The organism is Pseudomonas sp. AP19 (assembly GCF_001728855.1).
GTDB classification, from domain to species: Bacteria; Pseudomonadota; Gammaproteobacteria; order Pseudomonadales; family Pseudomonadaceae; genus Aquipseudomonas; species Aquipseudomonas fluorescens.
Map to the genome: position 1 here is coordinate 1 of NZ_LXJP01000015.1, position 17090 is coordinate 17090.

Annotated in this window: 11 protein-coding genes; 5 read left to right on the forward strand and 6 right to left on the reverse strand. The window is 58.5% G+C overall.

All coding sequences use genetic code 11. The features are described 5' to 3' along the window. Both A7D21_RS12895 and A7D21_RS12900 read left to right on the forward strand, forming a co-directional pair. On the forward strand, window positions 1-1475 hold a 1475-nt coding region (locus A7D21_RS12895; protein WP_069551858.1), incomplete at its 5' end, for an ATPase domain-containing protein. Further along, window positions 1472-3142, forward strand: coding sequence for an ATP-binding protein (locus A7D21_RS12900; RefSeq protein WP_069551859.1), 1671 nt, complete (start codon window positions 1472-1474; stop codon window positions 3140-3142). The genes A7D21_RS12895 and A7D21_RS12900, both read left to right, overlap by 4 nt. Window positions 3143-3167: 25 nt before the next feature. Here A7D21_RS12900 and A7D21_RS12905 read toward each other — a convergent pair whose 3' ends face one another. The 5 genes from A7D21_RS12905 to A7D21_RS12925 form a co-directional block, all read right to left on the reverse strand. Beyond that, window positions 3168-3545, reverse strand: coding sequence for a response regulator (locus A7D21_RS12905; protein ID WP_016974745.1), 378 nt, complete (start codon window positions 3543-3545; stop codon window positions 3168-3170). A 78-nt stretch (window positions 3546-3623) separates the two neighbouring features. Beyond that, window positions 3624-4817 (reverse strand): hybrid sensor histidine kinase/response regulator, encoded by a 1194-nt coding sequence (locus tag A7D21_RS12910; protein WP_069551860.1) that lies wholly within the window; start codon window positions 4815-4817, stop codon window positions 3624-3626. After that, window positions 4811-5410: a chemotaxis protein CheB gene (locus A7D21_RS12915; RefSeq protein WP_053255988.1), complete on the reverse strand. Its 600-nt coding sequence runs from the start codon at window positions 5408-5410 to the stop codon at window positions 4811-4813. The genes A7D21_RS12910 and A7D21_RS12915 overlap by 7 nt, the downstream gene beginning before the upstream one ends. Continuing rightward, a complete protein-coding gene (locus A7D21_RS12920) occupies window positions 5407-6237 on the reverse strand; it encodes a protein-glutamate O-methyltransferase CheR (RefSeq protein WP_169875446.1) in 831 nt (276 codons plus the stop codon). Before A7D21_RS12920 ends, A7D21_RS12915 begins: the two co-directional genes overlap by 4 nt. Beyond that, window positions 6238-9735, reverse strand: a complete 3498-nt coding sequence (locus tag A7D21_RS12925) for a response regulator (RefSeq protein ID WP_069551861.1) — start codon at window positions 9733-9735, stop codon at window positions 6238-6240. Window positions 9736-10012: 277 nt separating this feature from the next. Between A7D21_RS12925 and A7D21_RS12930 the strand changes: the two genes are divergently transcribed. The 3 genes from A7D21_RS12930 (at window position 10013) to A7D21_RS12940 (ending at window position 16221) form a co-directional block, all read left to right on the forward strand. Next, window positions 10013-13921, forward strand: a complete 3909-nt coding sequence (locus tag A7D21_RS12930; protein WP_069551862.1) for a hypothetical protein — start codon at window positions 10013-10015, stop codon at window positions 13919-13921. A gap of 259 nt (window positions 13922-14180) precedes the next feature. Further along, window positions 14181-14546: a response regulator gene (locus tag A7D21_RS12935; RefSeq protein WP_069551863.1), complete on the forward strand. Its 366-nt coding sequence runs from the start codon at window positions 14181-14183 to the stop codon at window positions 14544-14546. A 280-nt stretch (window positions 14547-14826) separates the two neighbouring features. Then, the gene (locus tag A7D21_RS12940; RefSeq protein ID WP_053255984.1) at window positions 14827-16221 is read left to right on the forward strand and encodes a DUF1254 domain-containing protein; all 1395 of its coding nucleotides are present in this window, start codon (window positions 14827-14829) and stop codon (window positions 16219-16221) included. Window positions 16222-16378: 157 nt separating this feature from the next. On the opposite strand, the gene A7D21_RS12945 is transcribed toward A7D21_RS12940, so the two are convergent. Further along, the gene (locus tag A7D21_RS12945; protein ID WP_053255983.1) at window positions 16379-17050 is read right to left on the reverse strand and encodes a DUF3313 domain-containing protein; all 672 of its coding nucleotides are present in this window, start codon (window positions 17048-17050) and stop codon (window positions 16379-16381) included. Window positions 17051-17090: the final 40 nt, after the last annotated feature.

A 17090-nucleotide genomic window follows, 5' to 3' on the forward strand; every position in this document is an offset into this window, starting at 1 on the left:
AAAAGGCGGCCACCGGCATCGAAGGTCTTGATGACATTCTTTCCGGCGGGCTATCGCGCAGCCACCTGTTCCTGCTGGAAGGCGAACCTGGCACAGGTAAAACCACCGTAGCGCTGCATTTCCTGCAGGCCGGCGCTAAAAACGGTGAACGCTCCTTGTACATCACCCTGTCCGAAACCGAGCGGGAGTTGCGCCAAGGCGCCGAGTCCCATGGCTGGGACCTGGATGACAATATTTGCATCTTCGAACTGACCCCGCCGGAGAGCCTGCTCGATGCTCAGCATCAGCAAAGCCTGCTGTATTCCTCCGACCTGGAGCTGGGCGAAGCCACTCGGCAGATTTTTGAAGAGGTGGAACGCGTCAAGCCGACCCGCGTGGTGATCGACAGCCTCTCGGAAATCCGCTTGCTCGCACAAAGCTCGCTGCGCTATCGCCGGCAAATCCTGGCAATCAAGCACTATTTTGTGCGCTACAACGCCACCGTGCTGCTGCTGGACGACCTGACCACCGAGTCCCTCGACAAAACCGTGCACAGCGTGGCCCACGGCGTGATTCGCCTGGAAGAATTGACCCCCACCTACGGCGCCGAGCGGCGTCGGGTGCGGATTGTGAAATACCGTGGCCAGAAATACCGCGGCGGGTTTCATGACTTCACCATCATGGGCGACGGCATCCACGTATTCCCCCGCCTGGTTGCGGCCGAGCACCGGGGCGGTTACGTACGCCAGACGTTGAGCAGTGGCATCCGCGAAATGGATGCCTTGATCGGCGGCGGTGTCGAGACCGGCTCCAGCACCCTGATCCTCGGCCCTGCCGGTACTGGCAAATCCTTGATATCGATGATCTTTGCCGCCGCCGCTGTGGCCCGTGGCGAGAAAGCCGCGCTGTTTATTTTCGACGAAGAACTGGGCCTGTTGTTCGAACGCATGAACAACATGGGTATCGACCTCGCGGCCCTGCAAGCCACCGGCAACCTGCTGATCGAACAGGTGGACGCCGCCGAGCTTACGCCTGGCGAGTTTTCCCACCGCGTGCGGCGCTGCGTCGACGAACGCGGGATCAAAACCGTGGTGATCGACAGTATCAACGGCTACCAGGCTGCAATGCCGGAAGAAAACTCACTGATCCTGCATATGCACGAACTGCTGCTGTACCTCAACCGCCGGGGCGCCGCGACCTTTATGACCGTCGCCCAGCACGGGCTGGTCGGCGATATGCAGGCGCCCGTGGACATCACCTATCTGGCCGACACCGTGATTCTGCTGCGCTACTTCGAGGCGCTCGGCAAGGTTCGCCGGGCCATTTCGATTATCAAGAAGCGCACCGGCGCCCATGAGTCGACCATTCGCGAGTATCGAATCAGCGGGCGTGGCCTGACGATCGGCGAGCCCCTCGACAACTTTCAAGGCGTACTGCGCGGCATCCCGACCTACATGGGCGCCGGTTCCCCGCTGCTCAAGGAAGACGGCGTGTGACCGGTCTTTCCCCCTTCTCCGAACGCGCAATCATCCTGGCGCCATTGGGCCGTGACAGCGCCCTGGCGCTGGCGATGCTCAACGAAGCCGGCTACAGCGGCGTGATTGCCGGCAACCTCACGGCGCTGTGCGAGGCCCTGGAGCAAGGCGCCGGCATGCTGTTGATTGCCGCTGAAGCCTTGCGCGGCGTGGATTTGCAACCGCTGCTGGAATACCTGCATGAACAACCGGCCTGGTCAGACCTGCCCATCGTACTGATGACTCACCACGGTGGCAGCGAACAGAATGGTTCATCCCATCTGAGCGGGCTGCTGGGCAATGTGACCTTTCTGGAGCGGCCCTTCCACCCGGTGACCCTGATCAGCCTGGTGAGCGCGGCCCTGCGCGGTCGGCGCCGGCAATATGACGCGCGTGACCGCCTGATCGACTTGAGCGAGAGCGAACTGCGTCTGCAACGCACGCTGGAGACCCTTGAGCAGCAGGTTGAAGAACGCACGGCGCAGTTGCGCAGCAATGAAGAAGCGCTGCGCCAGTCGCAAAAAATGGAAGCCGTAGGCCAACTGACCGGCGGCATCGCCCATGACTTCAACAACATGCTCACCGGGATTATCGGCAGCCTGGAGCTGCTGCGCAGGCGCGTTTCGCGCGGGAAACTGGATGATCTGGACAGCCTGATCGACCTCGGCGTGACCTCCGCCAACCGCGCCGCCGGCCTGACCCATCGGCTGCTGGCGTTCTCCCGTCGCCAATCCCTCGACCCCAAGCCCGTGGAGATCAACCAGTTGGTCACCTCCATGGGCGAACTGCTGCAACGCAGCATCGATGAAAGCATTAGCCTCGACATGCGCCTGGCCGACACGCTCTGGACTGCGGAGGCCGACCCTAATCAGCTGGAAAGTGCCCTGCTCAACCTGGTCATCAACGCGCGCGATGCCATGCCCAATGGCGGTCGGCTGACCGTGGAGACTACTAACCGCCACCTCGACAGTGTGTTCACCGCCGCCTACGGCACGTTGCTGCCGGGCGATTATGTGGAGCTGAGCGTGAGTGACAACGGTTGCGGCATCCCTGAAAGCGTGATTGGTCGCGTCTTCGACCCCTTCTTTACCACCAAGCCAATTGGCCAGGGAACGGGCCTGGGCCTGTCAATGATCTATGGCTTTGCCCGACAATCCCATGGCCATGTGATCATCCACAGCGAAGTCAACAAGGGCACGACCGTCAGCCTGTTTCTTCCGCGCTTTAGCGGTGAAACCGTGACGGCCGCCGCAGTTAACCCGGCGCTGTTGCCATTTGCCAATCCAGGCGAGACGGTGTTAATCGTCGAAGACGACCCGGCTGTGCGCGTGCTGGTCAGCGCGGTTCTCAAAGAGTTGGGGTACGGTTTTGTAGAAGCGGGCGATGCCAGCGCGGCGGTACCGATCATTGAGTCTGACCAGCGCATTGACCTGTTGATCAGTGATGTCGGCCTGCCCGGCATGAATGGGCGGCAACTGGCGGAAATCGGGCGGCAACTGCGCCCGGAGTTGAAAGTGCTGTTTATCACCGGCTATGCCGAGCATGCAGCCGTGCGAGGTGGCTTCCTCGACCCGGGAATGCAACTGATCACCAAACCCTTCACCTTTGACCTATTGACGGCCAAAGTGCGCGAGATGATCAAGCAATAGGGCTGCAGGGCAGCCCTGGTGCGTTTCAGGCCAGCAAACGCTGGATATGCTCTTGCAGCGTATCCAGGTCAAAGGGCTTGGCCAGGATCGGCGCATTGCGCGTGATCGGGCTGTTGCAGTCGAGAATTTCCTGCGGGTAGCCGCTGATAAAAATAACTTTCAGCTCCGGGCGCAGCATGATTGCCGGCTCGGCGATCTGCACACCGGAAATGCCACCGGGCAAACGGTAGTCCGTCACCATCAGGTCCAGGTGCGGCTTGGTCGCAAGGATTTCAAAGGCCTGCTCCCCATCGATCGCCTTCAATACCCGGTAGCCCAGGCCGGCCAGGTACTCACCCAGCACGAACATAATGGATTCGTCGTCTTCGACGATCAGTACGACATCTTGTGCATCTTCACTCATGGGAAGCCTTTGTCCGGTCAGTTGCTGCAAGTACGACCATGGGGTCACGCAGAGGTTGCGTCGAGGTGACGATTGATTTCATACCGGCGCCTCAAGCGGCAGGCACACCCGAAACAGGGCGCCCTCGCCTATACGGCTTTCGACCTCGATGGCCCCGCCATGGGCGGTTACGATCTGCTCGGAAATAAACAAGCCCAAGCCGAGGCCTGCCGCTACATGGCTGGCCGAAACACGCTCGAACTGCTGAAAAATACGCTTCTGGTTGTCTTCGCTGATACCGATGCCACGGTCACGCACTTCGACGCGCGCCTCTCCATGTTCGGTATACACCCGCACATCCACAGGGCTCTTGGCCCCGTAGCGCAACGCATTGGTGAGCAGGTTGGTCACCACCTGCTCGATACGAAACTCATCCCAATGACCCACGACGCCCTCTTCGGCCTCCAGGTGCATGGAAGAGTCCGCAGCAGCCACCTGCGGTGCGAAGTTTTGCACCAGGTTACGCACCAGGTGGGTCAGGTCGACGCGCGCGGGGCGAATCGACAGCTTGCCGGTGCGGATGCGCGACACATCGAGCATGTCTTCGATCAGGCGAATCAGGCTCTGAATCTGGCGCTCATCGCGGTCGACCATCGCGTGCATCTTGTCCAGCGTAAACGCGGCGGCGTTGTCGCGGGCCAGGTGCATCTTGCGCAGCTGGGTTTCCAGGATCAGCCCATTAAGCGGCGTACGCACTTCGTGGGCGACGATCGACATGAAGTCGTCACGCATGCGCACCGCCTGTTCCAGCTCGGCCTGGGTGGCCTGCAGGCGCGTCAGCAACAGCTCCTGCTCACGACGGCTGCGCTCCAGGGCTTCGACCTGCAGTTTCATCGCCTTGCTTTGGCGATACAGGTCCACAAACACGTTGACCTTGCTCTTGACCGCGTGGATATCCAGCGGTTTGTGCAAGAAGTCGACGGCGCCGCTTTCATAGCCTTTGAAGGCATAGTTGAGTTCACGGCCGGCGGCGCTGACGAACACAATCGGGATATTTTTGGTTTTTTCAGTGCCGCGCATCAGTTCGGCCAGCTCGAAACCGTTCATGCCGGGCATCTGCACATCGAGAATCGCCATGGCGAACTCGTGCTCCAGCAACAGTGACAAGGCCTCGTCGGCGCTCAATGCCTTGAAGACCTGGCGATCCTCGCGCTTGATCAGCGCTTCGAGGGCGAGCAGGTTTTCCGGCAGATCGTCGACGATCAGCAGTTTGGCCTGGACAGTACTTAACATGGGGAAGGTTCCAGGGAAGCCAGCAATGAGCCAATCTGGCTCAACGTGAGAATATGATCAGGTGTATGCAAGGCCAGGGCCGCCAGGGGCATCACGGCGATGCGTGCTTCGGTGGGCTCTTGTACAACGGTGGTGCCACCCGATTGTTTGACGTGGGCAAGGCCTCGCGCGCCGTCGTGATTGGCGCCCGTCAACAGAACCGCCAGCAAACCGCTGCCATAGGCATCGGCAGCGGACGCAAACAAGTAATCGATGGCAGGTCGGGAATGGTGCACGCGGTCTTCCTGGCTCAGGGACAGGCTGCGGTCGTTTTCCACCGACAGGTGATAACCGGGCCCGGCGAAATACAAGGTACCCGCCGCTATCACTTCCTTATCGCGTGCCTCTTGCACTGGGATGCGCAGGCGCCGCGCAAAGACTTCGGCCAACTGACTACGGCGCTCATCCGGCAGGTGCAATACGGCAATGATTGGCACGCTGAAGCTACCCGGCAACGCGCCAAAAATATTCAGCAACGCCTCGACGCCGCCGGCGGACGCGCCGACGACGATGGCTTCAATCCCGCTGATTGGGTGGGTTGCGGCGTCGCTCATGATTTTCGGTAGATCCGTTCCTGCTTGACCAAGGGTTCGAACTGCTTGCTGTAAGCGGAAAAATCCAGGGTTTCTTTACTGCCCAGCACCAGAAAACCGCGGTGGCAGAGCGACTCATGAAACAACCCGAACGCCCGATCCTGTAATTTTTTATTGAAATAAATCAGTACGTTACGGCACGAAATTAACTGAGTTTCTGAGAACACACTGTCGGTTGCCAGGCTGTGATCGGCAAAGGTGACGTTCTCGCGCAGTGATTTGTCGAAGATCGCGTAATCGTAGGCCGCCGTGTAGTAATCGGCAAATGAACGCTGCCCGCCAGCCTGCTGATAGTTAGCGGTGTAGGCCCGCACATTCTCCAGGGAGAAAATGCCTTGCTTGGCTTTTTCCAGCGAGGCCGGGTTGATATCCGTGGCATAGATGATCGTGCGTTCCAGCAAGCCTTCTTCGCGCAGCAGGATGGCCATGGAGTACACCTCCTCCCCCGTGCTGCAACCGGCGATCCAGATCTTGATCGACGGGTAGGTCTTGAGCAATGGCACGACTTCCTGGCGGATCGCCAGGAAGTGCGACGGGTCGCGAAACATCTCGCTCACCGGGATAGTGAGAAATTGCAGCAACTGCATGAACGCGGCGGGATCGTGCAGCACACGCTCCTGCAACGCGGAAATGGTCGCGCAGTCAAACTGGCGCAAGGCATGGGCCACGCGGCGCTTGACGGACGCACCCGAATAGTCGCGAAAGTCATAGCTGTACTTGAGGTAAATCGCCTCGATCAGCAGGCGCAGCTCAATATCGCTGCTTTTGTCCAAAAAACTTCGCTCCACTTAAATGCGTTCCATCTTCGGTAGCCATACACGTATCAGCGAGAACAGACGGTCGAGGTCAATCGGCTTGGCCAGGTAGTCGTTGGAGCCCGCCGCGAGGCAGCGTTCCTGGTCGTCTTTCATGGCCTTGGCCGTCACCGCAATGATCGGCAGCTTCTTCCAGCGCGGGTCCTGGCGGATCAAGGCGGTCGCCTCGTAACCATCCATTTCCGGCATCATCACGTCCATCAACACCAGGTCCACATCGTCAACTTCATTGAGCCTGTCGATCGCCTCACGGCCGTTACGCCCGATCACCACCACGGCGCCCTTGTGCTCCAGGGCACTGGTCAGGGCGAAGATGTTGCGCACATCGTCGTCCACCAGCAGGATCTTGCGGCCTTCGAAGACCTTGTCGCGGCTGCGCGCGGTCTTGAGCATCTTCTGGCGGTCATGGGACAGCTGGGATTCGACTTTGTGCAGAAAGAGTGTCACCTCGTCCAGCAAGCGTTCAGGTGAGCGCGCGCCTTTGATGATGATCGAGCGCGAGTACTTGCGCAGCTCAGCCTCTTCGTCACGGGTCAGGTTACGCCCGGTGTAGACGATCACCGGCGGGAACGAACAGATGTCCTCGGTCGCCATGCGCTTGAGCAGCTCATTACCCAGCATGTCCGGCAGTTTGAGGTCGATGATCATGCAGTCATAGATGTTGGTGCGCAGCAGATCCAGGGCGGCCTGGGCGAAGCCTACGTCGGTGATTTCAATGTCATCGTCGCCGATCAAGCGGGCAATGCTGTCGCGTTGCAGGTCATCGTCTTCCACCAGCAGGACGCGTTTGACCTTTTGGGTCAATTTGGCTTCCAGACGCGCAAACACGTCCTTGAGCTCTTCGCGGGTGGTCGGCTTGACCGCATACCCGATGGCGCCCATGTGCATCGCAGCCTCGACGCGATCTTCCACGGAGATCACATGCACCGGAATGTGGCGGGTATTGGCGTGTTCCTTGAGGCGTTGCAGCACGGTCAACCCGGAATGGTCGGGCAGGCGCATGTCCAACAGGATGGCGTCGGGAATGAACTCCTCGGCCAGGCTGTAGCCTTCGTCCGCGCCATGGGCGACCAGGCAGTTGTAGCCCAGCTCATGCGCGAGGTCGAACAGGATGCGCGCAAAATTGGGCTCGTCTTCCACCACCAGAATACAACGGGTGGTAAACGGTGCCTTGTCGCGATCATCGGCAAAACGCGGGATCTGTTGTGCGTCGGCAATCGGCAGCGCAGACACCACAATCGGCTTCGGAGCAGGCGCTGCGACGACTTGGCGTGGCTGTTCAATCGGCGCGTCGTGCTCCGTGCGCTCCACATAGTGCTCCGGCAACACCAGGGTAAACACGCTGCCCTTGCCCGGCTCGCTGGTGACGCTGATGTAGCCGCCGAGCAACGTCGCCAGGTCGCGGGAGATCGACAGCCCGAGGCCGGTCCCGCCGTAGCGGCGGTTGGTCGTGCCATCCGCCTGACGGAACGCTTCGAAGATGCTTTCCTGCTGGTCGGGCGCAATGCCGATCCCTGAGTCGCGCACGGTAAAGGCAATGCCCCCCTCTGCGGCACGGGACACCGAGAGGCTGACCGCACCTTGCTCAGTGAACTTGACCGCATTCGACAGCAGGTTCTTCAGGATCTGTTCCAGACGCTGGCGGTCGGTAAACAGCATGGTCGGTGAATCTGCCTGCACTTCAACCTGGAAGCCCAACTTGCGGTCGGCGGTCAGCGGCTCGAACATCACACGCAAACCATCCACCAGGCGCGCGACGCTGGAGTTTTCCGGGCGCACCTCAAGCTTGCCGGCTTCCACCTTGGAGATATCGAGGATGTCGTTGATCAGGTTGAGCAGGTCATTACCGGCCGAATAGATTGATTCGGCGAACTTGACCTGCTCGGCGCTGAGGTTTTCCTGAGGGTTTTCCGCCAGCAGCTTGGCCAGGATCAGCGAGCTGTTCAGCGGTGTGCGCAACTCATGGGACATGTTGGCGAGGAACTCGGATTTGTACTTGCTGGAGCGCTGCAATTCGTCGGCGCGGTCTTCCAGTTCGATCTGGGCGCGGTTCAGCTCGACGTTTTTGCGGTCCATGGCATCGCGCTGCTCGGCGAGGGTTTGCGTCTGCGCGGCCAACTGCTCGTTGGTCTGCTCAAGCTCGGCCTGCTGGGTTTCCAGGTGAGCCTGGGATTCCTTGAGGATGCGCGACTGCTCTTCCAGCTCCTCGTTGGCGGTCTTGAGCTCTTCCTGCTGGACTTGCAGCTCTTCGTTGAGTTGCTGGGTTTCGGCCAGCACTTCCTGCAGGCGCTGGCGATAACGCGCAGCTTCAATGGACGTGCCAATATTGCCGGCAATCAGCTCCAGCAACTCGACATCACGCTCTTGCAGCGGGCGCAGGAAGCCCAGTTCAATGACCCCGTTGACACGGTCATCGTCGCTGGTCGGCATCACCATCACGCTGCGGGTTGCCCCCTCGCCCAGGCCCGAACTGACCTTGAAGTAGTCCACCGGCACATCGTCCAGGCGAATCAGGCGATTGAGCTGGGCGGCCTGCCCGACAATGCCCTCATCGCTGTAGATCGACTGTTCACGCTGCTCCTGTTCACGTGAGAAGCCATACGTGGCCACACGCTTGAGGCCGCCGTGTTCTTCACGCACATACAGCGCAGCCACCGCCGAGCCCATGTATTGGGCACAGAAATGCAGAATGTTGCGCCCCAACACATTGAGGCTGAGTTGCCCCAGCACCTGTTCGGCCAGTTCGGTTTGACCGTTGCGTAGCCAGGCCTGCTGTTCCAGGCGTCGGGCAATCTTCTGTTGTGACGCGAGGTTTGCGCTGTAACTATCTGATAGAGATACTAAATTCTTTCTTCCGCTGTACGCCAGGAAACCACTCAAGCCGAGCACGAAGATCAAATACAGGGTGACACTGACGACCGTCGTGCGGGTGACGTCTGCGTTGCGGGCGACACGGAACTGCTGCTCCATGTCCACCGCGTTTGCATATTCCTGGCGAATGGCGTCGGTCAGGCTCTTGCCTCGGCCAGACTTGACTGCGCCGCGGTAATCCCCGCTCTGGCGCTGCAGGTCAACCATTGATTGAGCGTACTTGTTCCATTCGACCTGCATCGACTCCAGGCGTTTGAGGCGATCCACTTGTTGCGGATTGTCTGCCACCAGTTCCTGCAGGTTACGTAAGTCGCCAATGATGCGCGGCTTTGCCACTTCATACGGGTCGAGGAAATGCTCGTCACCGGTAATCAGGAAGCCACGCAAGCCGGTTTCCAGGTCAACCGTGAGCTTGGACGACTCATTAAGGTTGTTGATGACCCGATCGGTGTGCTCAACCCACTGGATCACCGACAACAGATAGGTAATCAAGACGACAAAAAAAGCCGCGCTGAGCACGCCCACGCCCAGGGGCAAGGCCACGTTTCGGCTCAGGAGTTTACGGAAGCTCTTTTCATCGACAGACGGAGCGGGAGTCATGGGCATGCCTTGGCCAAGTGCGGAAAAAGGGGGAGTTTGCCCGAATACCATCGCCCAGGGCTACGTTTGTGCGCTGATTTGAAGCAAAAGCCTACTCATAGCAGGTGAATTTCAAGGTGATTTGGTGCGGTTGATTCAACTGATTAACACACCTCAAAACATGTTCCTACAACAAAGGAGGAACGCACGTTCATGGTTCTCGCACTCAGGACTGCGCCTCAGGAACACGGAAGATCTTTTGGAAGGCGTCTTTTCATGGCCCGCCAAGGTAATTCAAATGAACATCACCCACCTAGCACCCCAACCTGACATTACTGCCCACCGCCAAACTGTCACTGAGCCTGACATCACCCCGCAAGACGCCTCAGGCACGTCAACAGCGACACGTTCGGATAACAGCATCGCTCAGGCGCCCACCACGAGTTCCTTGCAGCGCCTGCTGGCTGACCAGGAAAACCTGAGGAGCCTCGCCCTCAGGCTCCGGGGTATTGTTCCCTGGGTTAACGACGGCTTCTCAACGGCTGCCTGGTTGAACAAAAACACCCTCCCGCTGAATCCGAACTCATCCCAGGCCTTAGCGCATACAACGCCGCCAACCTTCACGAGCCTCATTACTGAGCTCGGTTATGACCTGCCGCGCACTGCGGATGAGTTCACTGCGTTGGCGCAAAAAATCGAGCAAAAAGCCTTATTGCATCCGTTGGGAGATTTAGGTGGCGCGCTGTCCTGGCCAGTCCCCCTATCGAGAGCAGACGAACTCAAGCTCGACCGTTTCCTCTCTTCCGACAATACCGGTGTGCCAGGCCTGCCGTTGCCGCGCGATGGCAAGGCAACTCTGGGTTACCTGTTGAGCGCCAGCGCGTTGACGCCAAGCGATCTACAGGATCCGGTCAAGGCGTTACAAACATTGCTCGACACGCCCAGCGCTCAGGCGCTCGGGCACGCGATACAGGCGCACTTGGGAGGGGTGTCTTCGGACACCAGTATTTACGACTATCTATTGACCGCGATTAACGTTGGCCTTGACCCGAAATCCGCAACGATCTCGCGGGATCGTAACAACGTGGCTGATTATGACCTGGCGCACCCTGACAATATTGGACGGTTGCCGTCCTCGATTGTTGAAAGTCTGAGCCAGAAGCTTGTCTCAGACGGCAAAGCCACACAGGCAACGGCTAAACTTGCGAGCCACCTGCTGCTGGCCAGCCGGTACCCACACTTTCTCATCAAAGATATCCCTGCCAGGGTGACCTACGGCAGCACCGTCTGGACGCAACTGAGCCTTGCAGCCGCCAAGATCGAAGCGCAAACACCTGGCCGGGTGCAAACCATGACCTACGCCGAGGTATTGGTCGCAGCGGAGTCCATGCCGGCGAACAACCACGCGGTTCAGTTTGCCCAGCGCGAAGCCCTGCGAGATTGGGGCGGCAGCCAGGGCGTGCTGACGGCGCCTGACAGCGAACCTTCGGAGGCCGACATCGAAAAGGTCAGGCTCGCCTATAACGATCAGTTGACCGCGCTGCCGAACATTTCTTCGTCGATGCAGACCGCTTGGCCCAGTCGCGAGAAGATGGCGCTCAGCCTACTTGAAGCTGCGTTTCCGGGGGTTGATCCACACGTTTTTAAAGCCAGGGTTTTAAAAAGATTCTACGAAGGTGGCGGCCGCGCTCCCGGGGTTTATCCAGAGTTGCGCTCCATGCTCGATATCGTGATGGAGGGCGTAAAGCTGAAGAAAAATTATCGCTGGATCATCACCAGTAACATCGGTGTGCCGATCAACGACTTCAACAACTTAGTCCGGTCCGATAAAGCGAGCGTTGCCGACCTGTTCGACACAGCGTACGCAGAGACGAAAAGTGCCCAAACCGATGGGCACCGCGGGATGGTCAAATACCTGATTTCCAAATTGCCACTGGCGGACCGCAGGAACCTTGAATCCGGCAAACTCGAGTTCTTCCACACCAATGACTACAAGATTGCGATGGATTTCACGTCGCCGCTCGCCTTGTCAAAACGTGGGAATACACTGCATGTAAAAACCACGCTCGCCGGTGAAGTCAATATTTACCGGATTGACACCAGCAAGGGAACTATCGAAAAAGACAACCACCTGACCCGTACATTCACCGAGCCTTACAGCGGTGAAAAACTCGATAGACGACATGCAAACACAGTATCCCGAACGACACTTCTGGCCCCCCCGTACCCTGGCAACCACGCCGACGAAAACCCCCAGCCTCCTGCGATCCCCAACAGCTATGGCTCCGAACGCACCGCTTTTATTGCCGATGCTTTCCTCAAGGCTCTCGCTCTGGATAACGACGATCTACTGAACCACGCTAGGGGCGTGTCGTCGTTCGACGCAGACCGGTTGTTCAACGCGGCGATTGGTGAGTTTTTTCTCAACCTGATTCCGCTTCGGTCTGCCATCGTCAACTTCAAAAACAACAAGATTGCCGACGGGTTATTTGATCTGTTCTTCGATGTGATTGGGCTGGTCACACTGGGCTCAGGTAAAGCCGCACACGCCGCAAAAGCGCTGGGTACAGGCCTGAACGCAACCAGCAAGGTCGTGAAAACGGTCAAGTTCATTGGCACGGCCACCCTTGAGGCGCTCAATCCGCTCAGTGGTCTGGGCGACTTAGCGGTTGGCGGCGGTAAGCTACTGGGCAACAGCGTCAATTATCTATCGGCCAAAGGCCGCGATGTCATCATCAAGCTCAAAGGCCTCACAGGTACATTCGATGGACTGAAAGCGGCCAGCAAAACCCACGGCGTCGCCGCGACAGGTTCCTATAAGGTTGCGGGGCAGACCATCGAAGGCGGTGCGGTATTTCATGAGGGCAAATGGTATGCCTATGACCCGATCAGCGACCGCCAATACGGTCCTGCGCTCAAGGACTTCATACCCAAAGTCGCCGCCCATGACGGGGAAGTCCGAGCGTTCACCGATAGCTGGCTGGGGAAAATGATCGGCGCCGTAGTCGCCCCTCCTGCGGTCAATGCAAATTTCCTTAAAGACTTTGTGTCCGCGTTATCCAGAGCCAAAGCAGAGGACAATGCCGCGTATATAAGGGGTCAGAACACGGGAAAACCAGACGCGATCTTTGGCTACTCCCCAGCGCTGAAAATTGATGATTTGAAGCGTCTTGCAGTCGCTGAACGGCGTACGCCGACGGAGCTCGGCAGCCTGGTCAAGCGCATAGATGAACTGCAAGCGCTGCCCGACCGATTCAAAACGGCCCGTGAAACGGCGCAACTCGTTGACGCTGATGCCTATAAGAGAGGGTATGAGGCGGGTAGCCCAGAAGGTATCAGTGGGTTCGCAGGCACGTTGACCCTGAACCAGTGCGCAGAACTGGCTATCGTGCGCGGCCGTACCCCCGAAGAGCTCGGCCGCTTGGTCAAATATATGGAAAACCGAAGAATTGCCGTCGGCCTGGAGAACTTCAGGGTATTCAACGCGGAGATAACCGCTGCGGGTGGCAAAGCAGTTCCCGTTCCGCAAGGCTTTTACCTCAGCCAGGTCTCCCTGCTGTCCGACGGCGAGTGCGCAGCGATCTCTAACGTGATGGCATCCGCCGCTGCGCACCTGAGCCCCGGCAAACAAGACGTCTTTATGAAAAACATGTATGCCGCGATGGTGCCTGCGCTGAGCCCCGGCGACATCGCTGAATTGAGAAAAATTGACCCGAACAAAGCCACCATCGAACAGCGTCGGGCAGCAGACGTCAGCAAGTTCCGCGTGCAGTTGAACCAAATGCAAGAGGTGATGGGCACCCGTTTTCATCACGGAATGCAGGCTAGACAAGTCCCCCACACTGAAATCATTGCGGAACTCGCCAAAGCGGGTAAGGCCTCGACGTCAAAAACGCTATTGATCAATGGCCCAGGGCACGGCATTACGGCCGGTTACAACGCCAAAAAGCGCGAATGGTTTTATTTCGACCCTAACTTCGGGAAAGCCACATTCACCAGCGAAGCGGCGATGAGTGCTGGGCTGGAAAGCACCTTGAATCGTGGTCTTAGTTCACAATTAATGCCGCACTTTCCAGGCACCACTCGCGACACCCCCCAGTATAAGATTTCGGTATTCGACGAAGCGAACCTGAACGCTACGCTCAGTGGTTCAGGCGTCGACGTGTCATTCCTCTACCAAGAGAATTTATTTAAAACCACCCTGTAACCCTGACTGAAGACCCAGCGCTGCCGCTGTGGCGGTGGTTTTTTCTGACGGCCATCACCTTGCGTCAATGGTGCTTCTGGAACATGCCATTGACGCCCCGCCCCTGTTGATGACAGCCGCTCGCAGGCAACGCGACATTTCCCCCCATTCCCTTCACAATGCCACAGCCTACGGAACTTGCCGAGATTGACGCGACTCATTAGAGAATGGTCTTTCAACCGCTAAAGACCTGCCCTTCCATTTTTCGGGAATTTTCACTATGTCCGCTACCTCCTCCACCATCCTTGTAGTCGAAGACGACGCCATCGTGCGCATGCTGATCGTCGATGTACTTGAAGAATTGGAGTTCACAGTGGTTGAAGCTGCAGACGCTGAGGAGGCCTTGAAAATCGTCGAAAATGCTGGCCTGGTAATTGACCTGATGATGACTGACGTGGGCCTTCCGGATATGGACGGCAAACAACTGGCGACCAAAGTGCGTGAACTGCGCCCCAGCCTGCCGATTCTGTTTGCCAGCGGCTATGCCGAAAACATTGATGTATCGCCCGGTATGCAGGTGATTGGCAAGCCGTTCTCGATCGATCAACTGCGTGACAAGGTCAAATCGATGTTGCCCGCTGCCTGAGCCGACCTCGTTCGACGCCGCCCAGCAGTGGCGGCGTTTCGCCCTCTTCGCAACACCCTGCCCGCCCCCCATAAGCCCATCCATGCATACGGCTTTCCAGCAAGGCGGGATATTACTGCCAGCTTAAAACGACATGCGCGACCCGACATCAGAATGACTGCGATCTACTTCAGTTGAGCGTGTTTGAAGGGATTAACGTGACGTGCGGCCATTAAAAATGGAAACTCGGCGTTTTACTCTACACCGCCCTTTAAAAAGCACTCTGGAAGGACGCAACAACATGATTGGAAAACCGACGCGCCTGCTGTTGGCGAGCCTCTCGATTCTGATGAGTACCGGCGCTTGGGCCGATTTTACCGCAACCCCTGCCGAAGCCCGGGCCATCGCCAAAGAAGCCTATCTCTATGGCTACCCGGTGGTGGCGATGTACAAGAGGCTCTACACCCAGGCCGTTGATAAAGGCGGGGCCAAATTCAAGGCGCCGTTCAATCATATCGCGAGTACCGCCCAGATCTTCACGCCCAAGGACACGGCGTTCGCCACCCCGAACGCGGACACACCCTACTCGTTCGTATGGATGGACCTGCGCAAGGAACCTCTGGTACTGACCCTGCCAAAGATCGAAGACAACCGTTACTACTCGGTGCAGTTGATCGACCTCTATACGCAGAACATGGCTTACCTGGGCACCCGCAGTACCGGCAACAATGGCGGCCACTACATGATCGCCGGCCCGGACTGGAAGGGGCAGCAGCCGGTTGACATCGACCGAGTGATCTACAGCGAAAGTAACATCGCCTACGCTTTGTATCGCACGCAATTGTTCGACGACAAGGACCTGAACAAGGTCAAGCAGATTCAAAACGGCTACAAAGTGCAGGCGCTGAGCAGCTATGTAAAACAGCCCGCACCGGCGCCGGTGCCGAAGATTGAATGGCCCAAGCCTACTGCGACCATGACCGAAGGCCCGCAGCTGTTTCGCTACCTGAACTTCATGCTGGCGTATGCCGCCCCCCAGGACAGCGAAAAAGACCTGTTGGCCCGCTTTGCCAAGATCGGTATCGCGCCTGGCGCGCCGTTCAAGGCCAAGGCATTGACCGCCGAACAGCGCAAGGCGCTGGAAGATGGCATCGCCGATGGCCGGGCTGAGTTTGCGGCATTCAAAAAGGACAAGATCGACACCCATCAAGTGTCCAGCAGTGACCTGTACGGCAGCCGCGATCGCCTGAAAAACAACTACCTGTACCGCTATGCCGGGGCCGATCTGGGGATTTTCGGCAACTCCCCCGACGAGGCCATCAACCTGACCTACTCGGTTGACAGCGAAGGCAAGCCGGCCAACGGTGCGCGCCACAGCTACACCGTGCACTTCAACAAGGACCAATTGCCGCCCGCCGATGCATTCTGGTCGTTGACCATGTACGACGCGAAGACCAAGTTGCTGGCGCACAACCTCAAGAAACGCTACCTGATCAATTCGCGGATGCTGTCCGACCTCAAGCTGGACGCCGACGGCGGGCTGACCCTGGCATTGCAGCACCACGAGCCGCCCAAAGCCGAACAGAGCAACTGGTTGCCGGCCCCGCCCGGCCCGTTTTATGCCGTGCTGCGGATTTACCTGCCCAAGCCTGAAGCGGCGCAATGGACGTTGCCACCGCTGACACCGCTCAAGTAACACCCGGTGCCCGGCCGAAACCACGCTTTGGCCGGGTACGCCCCTCCTCCATTAAATGACTGCAGCCCTGACCTCACTGACGCAGGGCTTGCGAGCCTGCCTGATTCGCCGCCCTGCCCGGCTATAACAAAGCTGGCGCCGGCAATGCGCGCAACCCTCAGCGGTTCTTCAGCTTCACATAAGACTGATACACGTCTGCCGCCCAGCCATCGATGACGCTTTTAACGTCATCAGCTTTCATCACTTGAGAATCGTTGGACAACGGCTTGCCGGTGCCTTTGCGAACCACCTGCGCGAGCACCTTGCCCGTTGCGCCATCCAGAAACTGCGCCTCAGTGCCCAGTGTGGTTTCCTGGTCACGAATACCGGTTCCGGTACTCACCGCGGCCACCACCAACGCCACGGGAATGTACTCGTAAGGCTTGAGGCTTTCGGTCTTGCTGCTCACGGCGGTAATGGCTGCGCGCACCACGATCACGCCAGGGCCGGGGGCATTGGCCAACGGCATTGACCTGGTCAACTCGCGCTTGAGCGCCGCGCTGTAGTAACGGTTGATGCCGTCCAGGGTACTGGACGGGATTTTCGTAGTGGCCTGGGGTTTGGGATAGAACTGAGTGGGTTCGATATACACCGCGGTGTAGCGTTTGAGGTCCAGGTGGGGATCGACCCAGCGCATCACCTCGGCCCCCGAAGGCGACTTGGCCGCTTTCAGTTGGCTGTAGTCCGCGAGAAAACCGGAATACTCGCCCGGTTGGGGGACCTTCGAGGCGCAGCCGGACACTGCAACCGTAGCGACGCACAGCGAACTGAGCATTAGCCTTAGTTTCATCATTGAACTCCCTGGCGGTCATCGTCGAAACAACGGTCCC